Genomic DNA, 16,363 nt, shown 5'->3' on the forward strand with positions numbered 1-16,363 from the left:
GCGCATCCTGCAACTCATTTCAACGTGAAAGTAGGCGCTTTTTATGCAAACGCAACACCTTGGCACTAGTAACCTCAACATTTCTCGTATCGGCCTGGGAACCATGGCATTCGGTCGCTGGATCTCCGAAGCTGATAGCTTCAACATTTTAGATTACGCGCTTGACAACGGCATCAACCTCGTTGATACCGCCGACTACTACGGTCCCGGTCAGGATCAGCCCACCGCCTTTGGTGACGGCACTTCCGAAACCATCATCGGTCACTGGCTCCAACAACACCCCGGTCGCCGAAACGACATGATCTTAGCCACGAAGGTTGGCCAAAATACCGACCCTGAACGGCATCACCCTAGCCTTTCAAAAGCGCACATCCGCACCCAAGTCGATGGCTCACTCACTCGCCTGCACACCAATTACCTGGACCTCTACCAAGCCCACCGTTTTGACGATCAGGTGCCACTGGAAGAAACACTGACCACCCTCAGTGAACTAGTCGATGTCGGCAAGATTCGCTACTACGGCGTGTCCAACTACACGGCTGAACAGCTCCGGGCCGCTCTAGATATTATCAAGGCGCGCCACCTGCACCCGATGACATCGGTCCAAAACCGTTATAACCTGCTAACGACTCAGACCGATCAACCCGGGTTAGACTTCGCCAACACCCATAACATCGGCTTTCTCGCTTACAGTCCACTGGCGCGGGGCGTATTGACTGGCAAATACCTGACAGGTAACGTCCCCGCAGATAGTCGCCGCGCCCACGGTGAACGGTTGATTGACGATTACTTCAATGACCAAACAGCCGAAACTGTTCAACGGTTCAAAGCGTTGGCGGACGAAGCGGGTATCCCGATGACCCAGCTAGCATTCGCTTGGCTATTGAAACAGCCAGGTATCACCACCGCCCTCTTTGGTGCCAGCAAGGTCCGCTATTTCGATGACATCTTGGCAGCTGAAGCGTTGCAACTCTCACCCGATTTAGTAACCGAACTCGCACAACTTTAACCGACTTTAAAAAACGCTAACCAAGTCGCTCCGATTCATTCAGAGAACTCAGTTAGCGTTTTTTGATTTAGGCACCATGCCCCAATCCTTTAAGCCCGGTCTCACTGAAAATATCACGCTGGTTGGCAATCTCACGCAATTCATCCAGCAGGCCATCATACTCTGGCGCATTTAAATAGTTTTCGATGCTAATAATTCGGGGCTTTTCCGCTAATTGATCACACAATAACTGCCGTAAATCATGCCGAACGATAAAAATCGTCTCAGCCGACGTGGTCAACTCGTTGATGGGTTTACTCGTCACACTGATCGTAATGTCAGGTAATTGACGTAGCTTACGCCGTAAAACGGCCGCTCCCATTGCTGGTGAGCCCATGCCATCCGTTCCGGTAACGACAATGTTACGAATCGCGTTATCGACTGAAACATCGAGGTCGGTTGTTTTAATCAAGTGATGCGCGTTTTCGCGCGCCAACACTAGTATCGCAACCGCGAAGGACACCATGGTTGCAGCTGCGATCCCAATAAGTACCCCAAGAAAATCACCGCCATCATGCGGCGTTAACAGCAAGATCGAAATCAACGATCCGGGTGACGGTGTTGCCTTTAAACCAACGTCTAATAAGTCAAAGACAAACGTCCCCGTAACGCCACCACCGATAACGGCTAAAAACAAAGCCGGCCGCATCAAGACGAACGGAAAGTAAATTTCGTGAATCCCACCAAGCGCTTCAATGATGATGGCACCAAACGCCGATTTTTTCTGGGTCCCGCGCCCCAAAACCGCATAGGCCAGCAGGATGCCCAGCCCGGGTCCCGGATTCGTTTCTACTAGAAATAAAACGGATTTGCCTAAATGAACTGCATCCTGCGTTCCCAATGGCGTTAACAGGCCGTGATTAATGGCGTTGTTCATAAATAGGACTTTCGCTGGTTCCACAACCACGTTAGCCAAAGGCAACAGATTCTGATCGACCAGATAGACTGCCCCGTGTAACAACGCCCGTTCAACAACTTCTAGTAACGGTCCGATGCCTAAGTACCCGATGATTGCTAACACAATGCCTAAGATGCCCGCAGACAGGTTATTGATCAGCATCTCAAACCCTTGCGGCACGTGTGCTCGTAATCGGTCATCAACCACGTTCACACACCAGCCGGCCAGCGGTCCAATGATCATCGCCGCAATCAGGCCGACCATGTTGGTGCCCGCCAAAATGCCAAATGTCGCAATCGTCGCAACAACGCCACCCCGGTGCCCCGCAACGTTGGAACCCCCGGTAAACGCCAGCAAAATTGGCAACAAATAGTTCCCAATTGGGGCCACGATTTGGTTAATCTGCGCGTTAGGATACCACCCGCTTGGTAAAAAAATAGCCGCTAATAGCCCCCAGGCAATAAACGCCGCAATGTTTGGCAACACCATTGCAGAGAGTAAATTACCAAAGGTTAACAGTCGCTGTTGAATGTGTTTGGCAGTCGTCATTGTCATGAGTCCTTTCTAGGGCGCTAGCACGCTAATCATCCGTTGCCAGTTTAATTAAACTTGGCCGGCCGAAGTAGTAGCCTTGTAGAATATCCGCGTGGTAGTTTTGCGCGATTTTTAAATCGGCCTTCGTTTCAAACCCTTCAATTGCGAAAAATAACTCGTTGATTTTCGCCTGTTCTCGCCAGAATTGAAGTAATGGTGATACCAGACTAGTGAAATCCTTTTGGTCGTGAAAATTTTGAAGTGCAAACTTATATTCCGTGACGTAAGGGGCTAATTCACCCACAACTTCCAGTTCGTTGTCGCCCGTTCCCACGTCATCAATGCACACCCACAGGTTAGCCGATGCGTACCCGGAAGCGGCATCAATCAGCTGTTTTGCCGAGACGTCCCCCGGTCGTTCGGTCAACTCAACGCAGAGCTGGACTTGCGGACAGGCGCGTTGCGCTCGAGCCATCTCTTTCACGTAGTCCTCACGAATGAACTCCGGTCGGTCTAGGTTCAATGATAGGAGTTGTGCCCGGTTTCCGAGTGTCTTCACCGTTTCAATCAACAGATCGGTAATCTCAGTAGCACTGTACGCCCCAAAGTCTTTGGGAAACTGCCACTGATCAGCTACGGCTTCACGCAAAAACAACTCGTACCCTAACAGTTCTCGGTCAGCATACTTTGGTTGTCCCCAAAATCTCAGCACTGCAGTTCCCCCAATCTCAGTCTGATTTATCTAGACCAATAAACGTTTTAATCACTAGTATTTCATCCATTATACAACGCTCGAAAATAAACGAAAACGCTATTTCGAAAGTTCGGTTTGCTTTTGGCAACTTTCTTGCCAATTAACGCCTACCTCAACTCAGCCATCCCATTAATTAACATCGTGACGCCCCATTGCCCATCGAAGTCCCTCAATTAACCAAAAGAACAGCACGAGTGCCACCCAAATCACGAGTACGACCACGATAACAACGAGCAGTGCCTTACCGCGATCAGGTGCTTGCCAAACCAACCGAACTAGCCCCCGCAAACTACCGCTTTCTCGGTGAAGCAACCACGAAATCGGCTCAAAAACCAAGTCCATGATAAAGATAATCAGTAACCATTGATTTGCGTGTCGAATCGCTTGCTTAAACATTTAATTTCTCCGCCAAAGAATGGTTAGTTGCTTATACTGCTATTATTATAACGTATTTGAATTGCGGATAAAAATAACGCAAAATACTTTCTAAAACCTGACAAACTGTTGTCAACTTTCAGCAGTATAATAACCTTATCAAGTTAACTTAAGGAGACTCGAACATGACTGCAGAAGAAATTTACACTGAACGCTTAACCAACACCGATACGATTGCCTTAGCCACGCTTAACCTCGAAGGCAATGCGCCTCGGGTTCGGACCGTCAACATGGTGTATTTGCCAGAAACGCCGAACACCATTTACTTTACGTCTAACGGTCAATCTGCCAAGACTAAGGAATTCCTCGTCCACGATACGGTATCTTTCATTACTGATGACATCGATCACCTTGCCGTTCGAGTCAACGAAGGCCACGTTACCCGTGCCGACAATAGCGATGAGGTCTTTGCGGCTTTGGACGCTAAGTACGAACACATTCGGAACTTCACCCCTGAATTCCGGTCAAAACTGGTGATTTTCAAGATCACCTTTGACGAAGCAGTTGTCATTACTCGCAAGGGTGAAACGACGCTGACTTTCTAATTGAAACAACCCCCAACACACAAAAAAACTCGACACCCTTCCCCGGTGCCGAGTTTTTTCGTTTCAAAATTTGACTCAATCGAGACATTTACAAAACATTTACCCCATCGACACACAACCTTTACACCCGTCAGGTAAACTAAACTCGACCAATACTCAGCAAAGTAGGCGATTTTACCGTGTTAGACATTATTAAAGCCGTCATTCTCGGCATCATTGAAGGTATCACCGAATTTCTACCCATTAGTTCAACTGGCCACCTTTATTTGGCTGATGATTTCATTCACCTCAGTCAGCCCACTGCGTTCATCAACATGTTTATGGTGGTGATTCAGCTTGGCGCCATTTTGGCCGTGGTGGTGTTGTACTTCAATAAGCTCAATCCTTGGGCGCCTAGTAAAGATCGACTTGAACGGCATCAGACCTGGACGCTTTGGGCCAAGGTGATTTTGGCCGTTCTGCCATCCGTCATCATCGGTCTCCCGCTCAACGACTGGATGGACGCCCACCTCACCACTTGGCAAGTGATTGCCAGCACCTTGATTGGCTACGGGATCCTATTCATCATTATCGAGAACTTCAACCGGAACCGGATTGCCCGCTTCACCGACCTGAACAGTCTGCCAATCAAGCTGGCACTTGCGATTGGCCTGTTTCAGATTCTCTCCCTTGTCCCCGGAACCTCCCGCTCTGGCGCCACCATCTTAGGCGCAATTCTCATTGGCGCTTCCCGCTACGTGGCCACCGAATTCTCCTTCTTCCTCGCGATTCCCACCATGTTTGGGGCGTCGTTGTTGAAGTTAGTCAAATACTTCGTGCACGGCAACAGCTTCACCTACAGCCAAATCGTCATCTTGATCACCGGGACGCTGGTCTCGTTCATCGTGGCCTACATCGCCATCCGCTTCCTGCTAAACTACATCAAGCAAAACGACTTCAAGCTATTCGGCTGGTATCGAATCGTATTGGGGCTAGTGGTTGTCGGCTATTTCAGCCTGTTTGCGCACTAAGCAACTGTCGTGAGTTAATTCACGTTGTGCAAATAATCGCTTTTTAAATAGCATTTTATATACTATTAGAATATTTTCCGGTTAATTCACGCGTTCTAGCGCTATAATGGGGACACTAAATTCAAAGGAGCCCCTTGCCCATGACAGTTACTGATACCTTCAACGACGTATTAACCAACGCCGAAACCATTGCTTTAGCCACCGAATCAACCGCTGGTCACAACCCCGACGTTCGAATCGTCAACTTACTCCGGTTACCGCAAGATACTAATACCATTTACTTCATGTCAGTTGGCCCAACGGATAAGGTTGCGGAATTGACCCACAACAACCACGTGGCCTTTGTGACAACCCCGATTGGTCCCAAAGCCGTCCGCGTCACTGATGCGACAACGACTAAGGTCGCTGATAAGACTGAATTCTTCAACGCGCTTGGCGCTAAGTTTCCAGCCTTCAGTCACTTTGACGATGCCACTAAGGCAAGCATCACCGTTTACGCTGCGACTTTCTCATCCGCAATCGTGATTACAGGTGACGGCTCACCAGTCACGCTGAATTTCTAAATCTTAACCCATTCAAAATAGGTCTCACTAGGCACACCAACCCTGATGTGCTTAGTGAGGCCTATTTAGATTTTCTTAACCAATTCATGACGCACCCGGTACAGCAACGGCCACGGACCACGTTCGTAGCTCGCTTTAAGCTCCCATTAAGTTTGCCTCCCTAACGTTAATCCCAACTTAACTAAGGAGGCGAGCTCGTGCCCACCACAACATCAATCCCCACCACGAAAAAACCGTACCTTCACGAAGTAGACCTGATGCGCCTCTTCTTCATTTGCGGTGTCCTATTCAATCACACGATCAACGTCTTCACTGACGCCATGACCTCAAACACTGACCTGCCCTACTACACCGTCCGGAGCATCCGCATGATGTTTCACTATACCCGGATGGGCTTTTTATTCATGAGCGGCCTCGTCCTCATGATGAACTACTACAACCGCCACGATTGGCCAACCTTTTTCAAGAAACGCTATAAAGGCAGCATCTGGCCCTACCTCATCTGGAACTTCATCCTCCTAGCCATCGCCACCCTTGATAGCGCAACAACCCTGGACGTATCCAAATTCAGCCTGCAATACCTCAGCTACGTCATCCACGGTAACCAGTCCTACATGTACTTCATGCTGATCGTCATGCAACTGTACCTGCTCTTTCCAGCAATCGTTTGGCTGTTCAAACGCTGGCCTAATCACCATAACCGGATCCTCGCAATCAGTTTTGCGACCCAACTCGTTTTGATGATTACCATTAAATACTACCTGCAAGGCCTCGACACGTCGAGCTGGCTTTACTGGTTCAAAAACTACAGTATCAACGTCTTTTCTTACCAATTCTACTTCATTGCGGGGGCCTATATGAGCTTGCATCACGCTGAGGTCTATCAGCTGATCAAGCGCCATATTAAAGCCATCGCAACCGTGACGTTAAGCCTGTCACTAGGCACCATCGTTTACTACCGCATCTGGAACGAAAAGGTGCTTGGGTTGAACACCGATCTCGCCACCACGCCGCACCAACCCTACATGTTTATCTACGACACGATGATGATCGTCCTCGTTTTCTGGTTGGGCAAGCAGTACGCCAGTTGGCGCGAACACGGCATGCCGACTTGGCTGGATCATCTGGTACAACGCTGCGCCAAAGTTAGTTTTGGCATGTACCTCAATCAAATCATCGGCTTAACCACTTTAGCCGCGATTCTCTCCCACCTCACCCTAGCTGACTGGCAACTGGCACTCTTAATTCCAGTAGGTTACGGTTTTGTGTTAGTCTACTCATTTGCGTTAGCCTGGTTCTGCTACAAAGTCGCGCCGTTCGGCATCTTAGTGGGTCGGCCCCAAAAGCGGCACCGAACCCGGATTGCGCCAGTTACCGCAGTTCGAGAAACGAAGTCCAATTAAGACACAATAAAAACGTTCCGAGCACGCACTCGAAACGTTTTAAGTTGACTCGCTCATTAGCGCCCAACATTCGCGCCAAACCCAACCCGTTCAAACGTATCGCCATCAAAGGTGATCGCATCGCGACCGTTTTGTTTGGACAGGTAGAGGTATTTGTCAGCCTTATTATAGATATCCAGGTAGTTGTTATCTTCCGGGACGACCCGTTCCAAGCCAATCAAGACGTTGATGCCAAATTCAGTGTTGGCCGCCGCAAACCGAAGTTCATCGATTCGCGACATGATCTCACGCCCAATTTGCTTGGCCGAGTCAATATTACCTTCCGCACCCTCGCCTTGAACGACTAAGCTAAACTCTTCGCCGCCCATTCGGTAGACACTGGCCTCGTTTTCTAAACCGTCCGCCAGTTCCCGCAACGTTTCGGCAACCCGTTGAAGTACGACGTTGCCAACTGGATGCCCGTAAGTATCGTTGACGTGCTTAAAATAATCGATGTCCAACTCGTACATGATATAAGGCGCGCCTGTTCGCTGATAACGGTCATATAACCGGCGCACATCCGTGTTAAACGTGCCCATGTTTTTAATTCCGGTCAACGGATCCATGATCGCTTCATCGTAGTAATTATCGATGCGGTCATTTCGCCGTCTCAGCGCAAGGGCGTACTCACCCATCGCGGTATTCACGATTAGAAAGGCGGCTATTTGGCGCACCCAGAACCAGCCATCAAGCGTTGCCGGTGACATGGTATACACGGTTGCTACCGAACAAACCGCATACGCAATTGCCACCAAATGATACGACCACCGCGCATGCCGCACCCAGTCACCATAACGGTTAAACCAGATCTGCATGGCAACGAGTAACGCAGTCAGTGCGACTCCCGTGACGGAATAGTGCGCCGAGGCCATCGCCACGTATAGGATCGTGGTCACAATGGAAAATACCAATTGAATCCGTGATTGGAGCACGATGTTAAACAGTAAACAGGCCACGATGATCAGGTTCAAGAAGGTCCAGTGTAACCCAAACGCATGCGGCCCTAGATATGTATTGGTCAACGCCTCCATAAATAAGTATGCGTGAAACGTAAAACTGATGCTTAATTCAACGGCAAGTCGGTGGCGGGCAATCCAATCGTTCGTCATGTCACCGCGCACCCAATAGAATAACGACAGCACCCCGCTAAAAACAACGAGGTTGGTCACTAATGACAGCCAAAATGAAACGTTGATCCAACCAGCGTTCATTCCCAATTCCTTTCTGGTTTATCGACCACTGAAATTTAGTTTAGCACCTAAATGATGTTACTTTTAGAATACCGTATTTGATGGCGCTAAACAATGCTATTTCAACCTTTAGCCGGCTTTTTTTATGCGGAATTTATCGAACTATCAGACATCGCCACGTGAGGATTTGTTAAATTCTAACCTTATCTTAGTAATAAACTAGCCGAATCTCTCATATAATGTTAATATTAATCTCATGTAACAACCAATCAACTCGCAATAAGGAGCACGACACGATGCATTTAATTATTCCAGAATCATACAACCCGAAACTGACTGTTCGGGAAACCCAGGATGCCATCCGCTACATCCGCGAGACGTTCCAAGATGAATTCGGCAAACAACTTAACCTTTCCCGGCTTTCAGCGCCAATGTTCGTTGAAAAATCAACCGGCTTAAACGATAACCTGAACGGGGTTGAACAACCCGTTTCCTTTACCATGCAAGACGAAGGCGATGCCACGATTGAAATCGTTCACTCATTAGCTAAGTGGAAGCGTGTCGCTTTAAAGCGTTACGGCTTTGGCATGCACGAAGGCCTCTACACCAACATGAACGCCATTCGTAAAGACGAAGACCTAGACAACTACCATTCCGCTTACGTGGATCAATGGGACTGGGAGAAGGTCATCAGTCGCGACGAACGTAACTTGGACACCTTGAAGGACACTGTTCGTCAGATTTTCAAAGTGATCAAGCACATGGAACACGAAGTTTGGTACAAGTTCCCACAATCAGTGCACCACTTGCCTGACGAAATTCACTTTGTGACAACTCAGGAATTGGAAGACCGCTTCCCTGACTTAACGCCAAAGGAACGCGAAAATGCCATCACTAAGGAACTCGGTTGTGTCTTCTTAATGAAGATCGGTGGCGCCATGAAGAGTGGCAAACGTCACGATGGCCGCGCCCCTGACTACGATGACTGGTCATTAAACGGTGACATCTTGTTCTGGTACGAACCATTGAACCAATCCATCGAAATCTCCAGCATGGGCATCCGGGTCGACGCCGACGCCTTGAAGCGCCAACTTAAATTAGCTGACGCCGAAGATCGGCTCCAATACCCATACCACCAAATGGTCTTGAACGGCGAAGTGCCATTCACCATCGGCGGCGGAATCGGCCAATCACGACTCTGCATGCTGTTATTAGGCAAGGCCCACGTGGGCGAAGTGCAAGCATCACTTTGGCCACAAGAGATGATTGATCAGTGTGAGGAGAATCATATTCATTTGCTGTAGAGCGTTAAAACAAGCGCTTTGAGAGTGGCGTATAAGAAAGGCTCCGCGAAATTACCTGGTTTTTGGGTAATTTTGCGGGGCCTTTCTTATACATAACTCTCAGCTTGTTTTAACGCATTTCGGCGTGGTGGCCAGAAAGATGTTCACTAAGAAGGCTTCACAACCATTACCGATACGCGGAACCAGCCCAGTCACTACCAAGCCGAAACCAACGTAATAGTAGTGTTCGTCGCCAATACCACTCAATTATCGAAAAATACAACATAAAACAAGCCGCAACCGCACACATTCCCCAACTCAAAAAGCCACAAAAAAACAAAGCCATCAAAACTCCTCGCTCAAGAAGTTTTGATGGCTTCATTTTTCGTGACACTTAACCTTTTCAGTAAAGTAAGTAAGGCGTTAACCACACTACGCAAGGTACTTCCGCTCTGCCGCTTGCCTTGCAGCAATCGCATCTGCTTTGTCTTCGAAGCTCTCATTCAAGACATAGCGACCTTTGTAGTATAAGTGGGCAATCCACTTTTGACGGCGCTTATCAAAACTGACTCCGGTGATACCACTTTGGTTGCTCGACCTCAGCTCGGTTGTCGTTGGGTGCCACTTTTTAGCTAACAGGTGATAATCACCCATTCGCTTCCGAGTTGCCGGATTAGCTAACAGATTTCGGCGTGATTGTTCACGTTGTAAGCAACCACAACTTGTCGTTTCACCAACCCGCAAGCGGTGACCATCTACCACGCAGGTATTGCCACACGTACATTGACACCGCCACGTGGCATTGCCATTAGGCCGACGACCAGCTCGCTCGATAACGGTCAAGCGCCCAAATTGACGTCCAGTCATGTCAATTATATGGGTCATCGTTGTTACCTCCGTCTAATCAGAATTACCAAAAACCAATCTACGTTAACAACCATGTCCCGTCACGCTAATCACGAACCGTACCAATTTCCCCAAAACCAGTACTTTGTGAAAAAATCAGTATCCTCTGTCACCAGAATTATACTAACTTTATTTTGCAACAAATGGGTTGTTAATTCAATCTATTTTTAATAATTCTAAAAAATAACGATTCCGTTACTTGCCATTAGTGTACCTTGACTTTCCCTAGAAATCAACACTTATTGCAAGTTAGACCTCATTTGAAATGAAACCGTTTTATATTCATTTGACGTTTTCTCGATTTTACCCTTAATTCTGATCGACTCACACCTTATTTCCCACCGAAAGCCGTTTTCACAAACGTCAGTATTTGACACTTACCAATTTGATTCTCAAAAATGACAACATCTGACTGATGCACATGCTACAATGGATGCATTGTTGTTTTTTATACCATACATAATATAAAAGGAAGTGCCGTTCTTCATGACATCCGCTCAATCTCACCGGACCTGGCTTGGTGTTACCTTTGCCATCGTTTCCGGAATCGCATTCGGCCTTTCTGGAGTGGCCGCCAGCACCCTATTTCGTTACTATCCGCGCTTTGACGCCCTTTGGCTGAGTCAAGTTCGGATGGTCAGTGCTGGTCTCATCTTGTTGCTTATCAGCGGCTTTACGCGGCAACACCCATTCGCTATTTGGCAACACTGGCATAGCGCCAGACAAGTTGTCATCTACGGCTTGTTTGGCACGATTCCGGTTCAATTCTGTTACTTTTTAGCAGTTCAAGCCGGCAACGCGTCCATCGCAACTATCTTGCAGTATTTAGGCCCGTTCGCGATCGTTGCCTACTACATTCTCCGCTATCGGCAATTACCCCGGCGGAGCGAAGTCGTCGGCATGATTCTCGCCTTCATCGGCGTTGCCCTCATCGTTACCCACGGTCAGTTCCAAAGCCTTTCAATTTCCCCAGCCGTTTTATTCTGGGGACTAATGGCCGCTTTAGGCACCGCGACAAACACCCTGTTACCCCGCCCAATTTTGCCTAAATACGGGGTCCTCAACTGTACCGGCTGGGCGTTACTGATTGCCGGTACGGTGCTTAACTTGGCTCATCCCATGTGGCGCCAATCGCGACCACCACTGACTTTACCAATTGTCTTACTGGTACTGGCAATCGTACTCGTTGGCACCGTTCTGGCATTAGCGCTGTACAACATCAGCTTCAGCTACATCCAGCCAACGACTGCCAGCCTACTCAACGCCTTCGAACCGCTCTCTGCCACCCTCTTTTCCGTACTATTACTCGGCATTCCTTTCACCGGTTTCGATGCCACGGGTAGTCTACTGGTCATCGTTGCGGTCATGTGCCTAACGTTAGATTTACGAAAATACTTCCGGTTGCTACGACGGCGGTAAGCCTAATCAACTAGCAAAGCCATCACGATTCGATTTAATCGTGATGGCTTTTTGGTTACGTTTGTGTCCAGCGATAGTGTGCGGAGCGAGACGGGTTGAGAGCGGTGTGTAGGGGCACTTCGGTGAAAGCGCCCGGGCCTGGCGGTTTTATCGAAGTGCCCCTACATGCAGCTCTCAGTCTCGCGCAGCACGACCCGACGAAGTCTGGAAGCCTATCTGGCCATTCGGCGTGGTGGCCAGAAAGCGCGTGGTTGACAAGTTTCTACAACTTCAGAAACCCTGAAAATAACAGTTTAAGCGGCGCCGAATTTTGTAGCCTGAACGAGCGCTTTTCATGCGGCTTTGGCGAGCGAAGCGACGACAAACAGCCAACACCCAAATCGCACCCAACACTTACGCTGGACACAAACGACAGCATAAAAAAGACCCAGCAACTGCCAGGTCTAATCAAATCGCTATTTCATTTTCCGTTCAAACGCCGCAATATCATCCGCAAAGCCATCGGTAATATCAATATCCGTTAACCCTTGAGTCAACCGTTGTTTCCACTGATCAAGAATCTCAAAATGAAACGCCCGGTCCTGTGCTTGAACGGTCTGATTCGGCAAGTCGACCGTAACCTCAGCCGTTACTGACAACGCGGCCAACCAGTCACACTGTTCATCAGTTAACGTGACTGGCAAAATGCCGTTCTTAATGGCATTCATGTAGAAAATATCGCTAAAACTTTTCGCAATCACCACTTGAAACCCATAATCTCGCAACGCCCAAGCGGCATGTTCCCACGATGACCCACAGCCAAAGTTCCGCCCAGTGACTAGAATTTTAGCCGTTTGACGAGCTGGGTCATTTAACGGAAAGGCTGGATTTTTCGCGCCAGAAGCGAGGTAGCGTTGACCATAGAACAGCATGTCAGCGTAACTCGCTTTATCGGTTTCCTTTAACACATCCCGTGACACGAGCTCACCCGTTGCAATATTATCCGCCATGATTGGGACTAACTGACTCACAACCGTTTCAATTGCGCTCATGATTCTGCCACCTTTCTGATGTCGATGAAGTGTCCGTTCAGGGCCGCATAAGCAACCATGGCAGGACTGGCTAAATGCGTTCGCGCACCAACCCCTTGCCGACCTTCAAAGTTCCGGTTAGTGGTCGAGGCACAGTGCTCACCCGCTGGAATCTTATCGGGATTCATGGCTAAACAGGCTGAACAACCAGGCTCGCGCCATTCGCAACCCGCATCGGTAAAGATTTTGTCCAATCCCAGCTCTTCAGCAGCAAGCTTAACCTGCCGCGACCCCGGTACCACCCAAGCGGTCACTTTCGGATCAATGTGGTGACCCTTCATCACCTTGGCGGCAGCCTTCAAATCAGATAACCGGCCATTCGTACATGACCCAAAGAAGGCATAAGTTACTGGAATATCTTGCGCGGTTTGGCCGGGTTTTAAGCCAATGTAGTCGTAGGCCTTTCGATCGTCCTCATCCTTGATTTCAGGGAACGGCGTTGTGACACCCACAGTCATGCCCGGATTAGTGCCCCAAGAAACTTGTGGTGCCAAGTCACTAACGTCAAAGTCGATAATTTTATCGAAATCGTCAGGACTGTCAGTATATAGCGTCTTCCAATCCGCTACGGCCGTTTCGTAATCTTCGGGCGCATACTTACGGCCTTTAATGTAATCGAAAGTTGTTTGGTCGGGCTTGATACAACCGTATTTAGCGCCACCTTCGATCGTCATGTTACAGATGCTCATCCGTTCTTCCATCGTTAAACCTTCGATGGTTTCGCCGTAATACTCAACGGAATAACCGTTCCCAAAGGCCACCCCTTCGCGAGCAATCAATCCCAGAATAATGTCCTTGGCGTAAACTCCTTTTGGTAGCTTACCGTGAACGTGAACGCCCATGTTTTTCGGCTTAGTTTGCCAAATCGTCTGCGTTGCCAGTACATGTTCCACTTCACTGGTCCCAATCCCGAAGGCCATCGCGCCAAATGCTCCGTGAGTCGCGGTATGTGAATCGCCACAAACAATCACCATGCCGGGGTTCGTCAGCCCTAATTCCGGGCCAATCACGTGAACGATGCCCTGTTCCTTATCGCCTAAGTCGCAGAGGTGAATCCCAAATTCCTTGACGTTAGCTTCCAGCGTTTCAATTTGTTTTCGCGAAATTGCGTCTTGAATGTTAAAAATATCCTCAGTTGGGACGTTATGATCCAACGTGGCAAAGTTCTTTTCCGGGTGACGAACTGTTCGATGATTTTGCCGTAACCCTTCAAAGGCCTGTGGTGAGGTGACTTCATGCAACATCTGCAAGTCAACGTAAATCAACTGTGGTTCCCCCGGTTCACCGGCCACCACGTGCCGATCCCAAAGTTTATCAAATAGTGTTTTGCCCAAAACGAACGCCCTCCTTTAGTGGTCTTGCACCGCTATTCGAACTCATGCTAATCTCATCTGTTTCTCACCATCAGTATACAAGTGGGTTCTGAGAGCTGCAATAGCATACTTTCAGGGGTGTTTTTACGGAGTTTTGGCATATGTTGTGCACTTAGATATTGAATAAATAATGGCTAATAGACGGTGTCAGAATTCATACTGTGTCAGTTGCAAGCCCACCAGTTCCATTTCAACGTTGTCTTCTAAATCGCTTGACGCCATCAAAAAACGAGTCCAAGCTCTTTCCACACCGGAAAAGCTTAAACTCGCACGTTTATTCTTATTCAACTAAGCGGTATACCCAGTCGTTACCACAGCAGTCACGTAATTCTGTAACGTTTCGTCACCGCCAGTCACCGTAACGCCATCTGAAGTAATCTTAATCGATAAATCGCCATGATTAGCCTCAAAAACCGCGTTGGGTTCGCCCTCCGCGTTAGCCGCCCGTTCGTATTGGTCATGCGCCAGATTCAGCATGCCAAAGAAGTTCGGCTGGCGGTTATTCTGACTGTCACCAAAAGCCACCTTGATCAAACTGTTTGACCCAGCATCGTAGGCCATTGAGTGGAAGCCGTCAAATTCGGTCACATCAATGTCCGCCAGTTTTCGTAACTGGGCCCGCTGCGTGTCAAATTCATCAATAAGTTGTTCCATCGTGACCCCGGTCACATTAGCGATGCTGATTAAATTACCAACGACCATGTTGTGGTAATCATTATTGTGATGCGATAAGTATTGGGTAATGGGTTCCAACCCCAAAGGTGCCGTTTCGTTGCTCATATGAAAAACCTCCGAAAAAATAAGATTAAAATTAGATGTGTTTATGTAGGGTGCTATCCGTCTAAATTACCCCATTTTCTCATTTTTGGCAAGCAAAATTCACCGCCCTCATCACTTTCCTTGCCGACGACACCAATAAAGTGTAATATTTTCTCACCATTTCCCATGATATAATGGTGTTTAAAGGGGAGGAATTACCGTGTCTAAACTAACCACCATCGTACTCGCAAGTCTCACCCTGGTCGGCATTGGTCTAACAACATCAACCGGTCAGGCGAATTCAAGCCAACCCAAGCGGACTAAGATCGACGTCTACACGTACGGCGCTAACGACGGCGGCTTTGCGACGAACTGGTATCGGCTCAAACACGCAACGAAGGTCAACGTGACCTACTCAGCCGTAACCAATTCTCACGCCATTAATAAAACGCTGAAACTAGCAAAGGGCACGATCATTGGTGCGCAACGGTATCACCATGGGGCCGCCTCACAAAAGGATGCCTATACAACAGGCTACATGACGCCAAACATCAGCTATCATTTAAAGTCCCGCCTCGTCAACAAGCACGTCTATGGCTTCGGCGCGGTCTCATTTAAATTATCACCGAAACAGGTCGTCCAGATTCACCGACCAGCTTACGCCCTGCCATATGGTAGTGGCACGCTGTACACCGGCGGTCTGGGGAGCATCAAAACGCTGAACCGAAACGTGGACGCCGTTAAGCTCACTTCGGATGGCTACATCGAAACCTATAATAATGATCCTAAAAAATACGGCTCGTTTTGGGGCACGCTAGAATCCCACTACGACACTAAGCCAACCTCATCGGCTAAAATCACGCATACGATCAAGCGCAATAACACCGTCTATCTCTATTACGCTAAGCATTTAGCTGGCATGAACGATCAACAAGTTCGCCGGTCGGGTAACTATAAATACCGCTTAGCCCTCACCAACATGCATACGCCATACCAGTACAACGATGATGCCTACGGTGGTAAAAAAGCCGTGGCTAGTATTTATCATCTGGGTGGTACACCCTACTTTACCGTCATCGGTACAGAATAATATGTTTAATAAAAAGGACGCCTAAATCGCTATTTCAAGCGATT

Annotated in this window: 16 protein-coding genes; 8 read left to right on the forward strand and 8 right to left on the reverse strand. The window is 48.4% G+C overall.

What is annotated here, in order from left to right; translation table 11 throughout:
* Positions 1–43: 43 nt before the first annotated feature.
* On the forward strand, positions 44–1,009 hold the full coding sequence (locus ACYVR3_RS03100; RefSeq protein WP_461243076.1) for an aldo/keto reductase: 966 nt from the start codon (positions 44–46) through the stop codon (positions 1,007–1,009).
* Between the two features lie 67 nt (positions 1,010–1,076).
* On the opposite strand, the gene ACYVR3_RS03105 is transcribed toward ACYVR3_RS03100, so the two are convergent.
* From ACYVR3_RS03105 to ACYVR3_RS03115, 3 genes are all read right to left on the reverse strand, one after another.
* On the reverse strand, positions 1,077–2,501 hold the full coding sequence (locus tag ACYVR3_RS03105) for a PTS transporter subunit EIIC (RefSeq protein WP_461243077.1): 1,425 nt from the start codon (positions 2,499–2,501) through the stop codon (positions 1,077–1,079).
* A 25-nt stretch (positions 2,502–2,526) separates the two neighbouring features.
* A complete protein-coding gene (locus ACYVR3_RS03110) occupies positions 2,527–3,192 on the reverse strand; it encodes an EAL domain-containing protein (protein WP_461243078.1) in 666 nt (221 codons plus the stop codon).
* 171 nt (positions 3,193–3,363) lie between these two features.
* Positions 3,364–3,630, reverse strand: coding sequence for a hypothetical protein (locus tag ACYVR3_RS03115; RefSeq protein WP_461243079.1), 267 nt, complete (start codon positions 3,628–3,630; stop codon positions 3,364–3,366).
* A 164-nt stretch (positions 3,631–3,794) separates the two neighbouring features.
* Here ACYVR3_RS03115 and ACYVR3_RS03120 point away from each other — a divergent pair, with 164 nt between their 5' ends.
* From ACYVR3_RS03120 to ACYVR3_RS03135, 4 genes are all read left to right on the forward strand, one after another.
* Entirely contained in the window at positions 3,795–4,214 is a 420-nt protein-coding gene (locus ACYVR3_RS03120) for a pyridoxamine 5'-phosphate oxidase family protein (RefSeq protein ID WP_461243080.1), read from the forward strand.
* A gap of 179 nt (positions 4,215–4,393) precedes the next feature.
* Positions 4,394–5,224: an undecaprenyl-diphosphate phosphatase gene (locus ACYVR3_RS03125; RefSeq protein WP_461243081.1), complete on the forward strand. Its 831-nt coding sequence runs from the start codon at positions 4,394–4,396 to the stop codon at positions 5,222–5,224.
* Positions 5,225–5,364: 140 nt separating this feature from the next.
* On the forward strand, positions 5,365–5,787 hold the full coding sequence (locus tag ACYVR3_RS03130) for a pyridoxamine 5'-phosphate oxidase family protein (protein WP_461243082.1): 423 nt from the start codon (positions 5,365–5,367) through the stop codon (positions 5,785–5,787).
* 197 nt (positions 5,788–5,984) lie between these two features.
* Positions 5,985–7,190: an acyltransferase gene (locus ACYVR3_RS03135; protein WP_461243083.1), complete on the forward strand. Its 1,206-nt coding sequence runs from the start codon at positions 5,985–5,987 to the stop codon at positions 7,188–7,190.
* Positions 7,191–7,246: 56 nt separating this feature from the next.
* Here ACYVR3_RS03135 and ACYVR3_RS03140 read toward each other — a convergent pair whose 3' ends face one another.
* Positions 7,247–8,440 carry a GGDEF domain-containing protein gene (locus ACYVR3_RS03140; RefSeq protein WP_461243084.1) on the reverse strand — a complete coding sequence of 398 codons (1,194 nt, stop codon included), beginning with the start codon at positions 8,438–8,440 and terminating at the stop codon, positions 7,247–7,249.
* Between the two features lie 275 nt (positions 8,441–8,715).
* Between ACYVR3_RS03140 and asnA the strand changes: the two genes are divergently transcribed.
* Positions 8,716–9,723, forward strand: coding sequence for an aspartate--ammonia ligase (asnA, locus tag ACYVR3_RS03145; protein WP_057151998.1), 1,008 nt, complete (start codon positions 8,716–8,718; stop codon positions 9,721–9,723).
* 411 nt (positions 9,724–10,134) lie between these two features.
* Here asnA and ACYVR3_RS03150 read toward each other — a convergent pair whose 3' ends face one another.
* Positions 10,135–10,587 carry a hypothetical protein gene (locus tag ACYVR3_RS03150; RefSeq protein WP_054735909.1) on the reverse strand — a complete coding sequence of 151 codons (453 nt, stop codon included), beginning with the start codon at positions 10,585–10,587 and terminating at the stop codon, positions 10,135–10,137.
* Positions 10,588–11,094: 507 nt separating this feature from the next.
* On the opposite strand from ACYVR3_RS03150, the gene ACYVR3_RS03155 reads away from it, so the two are divergent.
* Complete coding sequence (locus tag ACYVR3_RS03155) at positions 11,095–12,027, forward strand: DMT family transporter (RefSeq protein ID WP_461243085.1); 933 nt, start codon at positions 11,095–11,097, stop codon at positions 12,025–12,027.
* A 455-nt stretch (positions 12,028–12,482) separates the two neighbouring features.
* On the opposite strand, the gene leuD is transcribed toward ACYVR3_RS03155, so the two are convergent.
* The 3 genes from leuD to ACYVR3_RS03170 form a co-directional block, all read right to left on the reverse strand.
* A complete protein-coding gene (leuD, locus tag ACYVR3_RS03160) occupies positions 12,483–13,058 on the reverse strand; it encodes a 3-isopropylmalate dehydratase small subunit (RefSeq protein ID WP_461243086.1) in 576 nt (191 codons plus the stop codon).
* Entirely contained in the window at positions 13,055–14,431 is a 1,377-nt protein-coding gene (gene leuC, locus ACYVR3_RS03165) for a 3-isopropylmalate dehydratase large subunit (protein ID WP_461243087.1), read from the reverse strand. Before leuC ends, leuD begins: the two co-directional genes overlap by 4 nt.
* 327 nt (positions 14,432–14,758) lie before the next feature.
* On the reverse strand, positions 14,759–15,250 hold the full coding sequence (locus tag ACYVR3_RS03170; protein WP_461243088.1) for a hypothetical protein: 492 nt from the start codon (positions 15,248–15,250) through the stop codon (positions 14,759–14,761).
* Between the two features lie 199 nt (positions 15,251–15,449).
* Here ACYVR3_RS03170 and ACYVR3_RS03175 point away from each other — a divergent pair, with 199 nt between their 5' ends.
* Positions 15,450–16,319, forward strand: coding sequence for a hypothetical protein (locus tag ACYVR3_RS03175; protein WP_054735904.1), 870 nt, complete (start codon positions 15,450–15,452; stop codon positions 16,317–16,319).
* Positions 16,320–16,363: the final 44 nt, after the last annotated feature.

The organism is Secundilactobacillus muriivasis, assembly GCF_054785195.1.

Coding starts and splice junctions, on each gene's coding strand:
- ACYVR3_RS03100 (WP_461243076.1), top strand. CDS start 44: ATGCAAACGCAACACCTTGGCACTAGTAACCTCAACATTTCTCGTATC.
- ACYVR3_RS03105 (WP_461243077.1), bottom strand. CDS start 2,501: ATGACAATGACGACTGCCAAACACATTCAACAGCGACTGTTAACCTTT.
- ACYVR3_RS03115 (WP_461243079.1), bottom strand. CDS start 3,630: ATGTTTAAGCAAGCGATTCGACACGCAAATCAATGGTTACTGATTATC.
- ACYVR3_RS03120 (WP_461243080.1), top strand. CDS start 3,795: ATGACTGCAGAAGAAATTTACACTGAACGCTTAACCAACACCGATACG.
- ACYVR3_RS03130 (WP_461243082.1), top strand. CDS start 5,365: ATGACAGTTACTGATACCTTCAACGACGTATTAACCAACGCCGAAACC.
- ACYVR3_RS03140 (WP_461243084.1), bottom strand. CDS start 8,440: ATGAACGCTGGTTGGATCAACGTTTCATTTTGGCTGTCATTAGTGACC.
- asnA (WP_057151998.1), top strand. CDS start 8,716: ATGCATTTAATTATTCCAGAATCATACAACCCGAAACTGACTGTTCGG.
- ACYVR3_RS03150 (WP_054735909.1), bottom strand. CDS start 10,587: ATGACCCATATAATTGACATGACTGGACGTCAATTTGGGCGCTTGACC.
- ACYVR3_RS03155 (WP_461243085.1), top strand. CDS start 11,095: ATGACATCCGCTCAATCTCACCGGACCTGGCTTGGTGTTACCTTTGCC.
- leuD (WP_461243086.1), bottom strand. CDS start 13,058: ATGAGCGCAATTGAAACGGTTGTGAGTCAGTTAGTCCCAATCATGGCG.
- ACYVR3_RS03170 (WP_461243088.1), bottom strand. CDS start 15,250: ATGAGCAACGAAACGGCACCTTTGGGGTTGGAACCCATTACCCAATAC.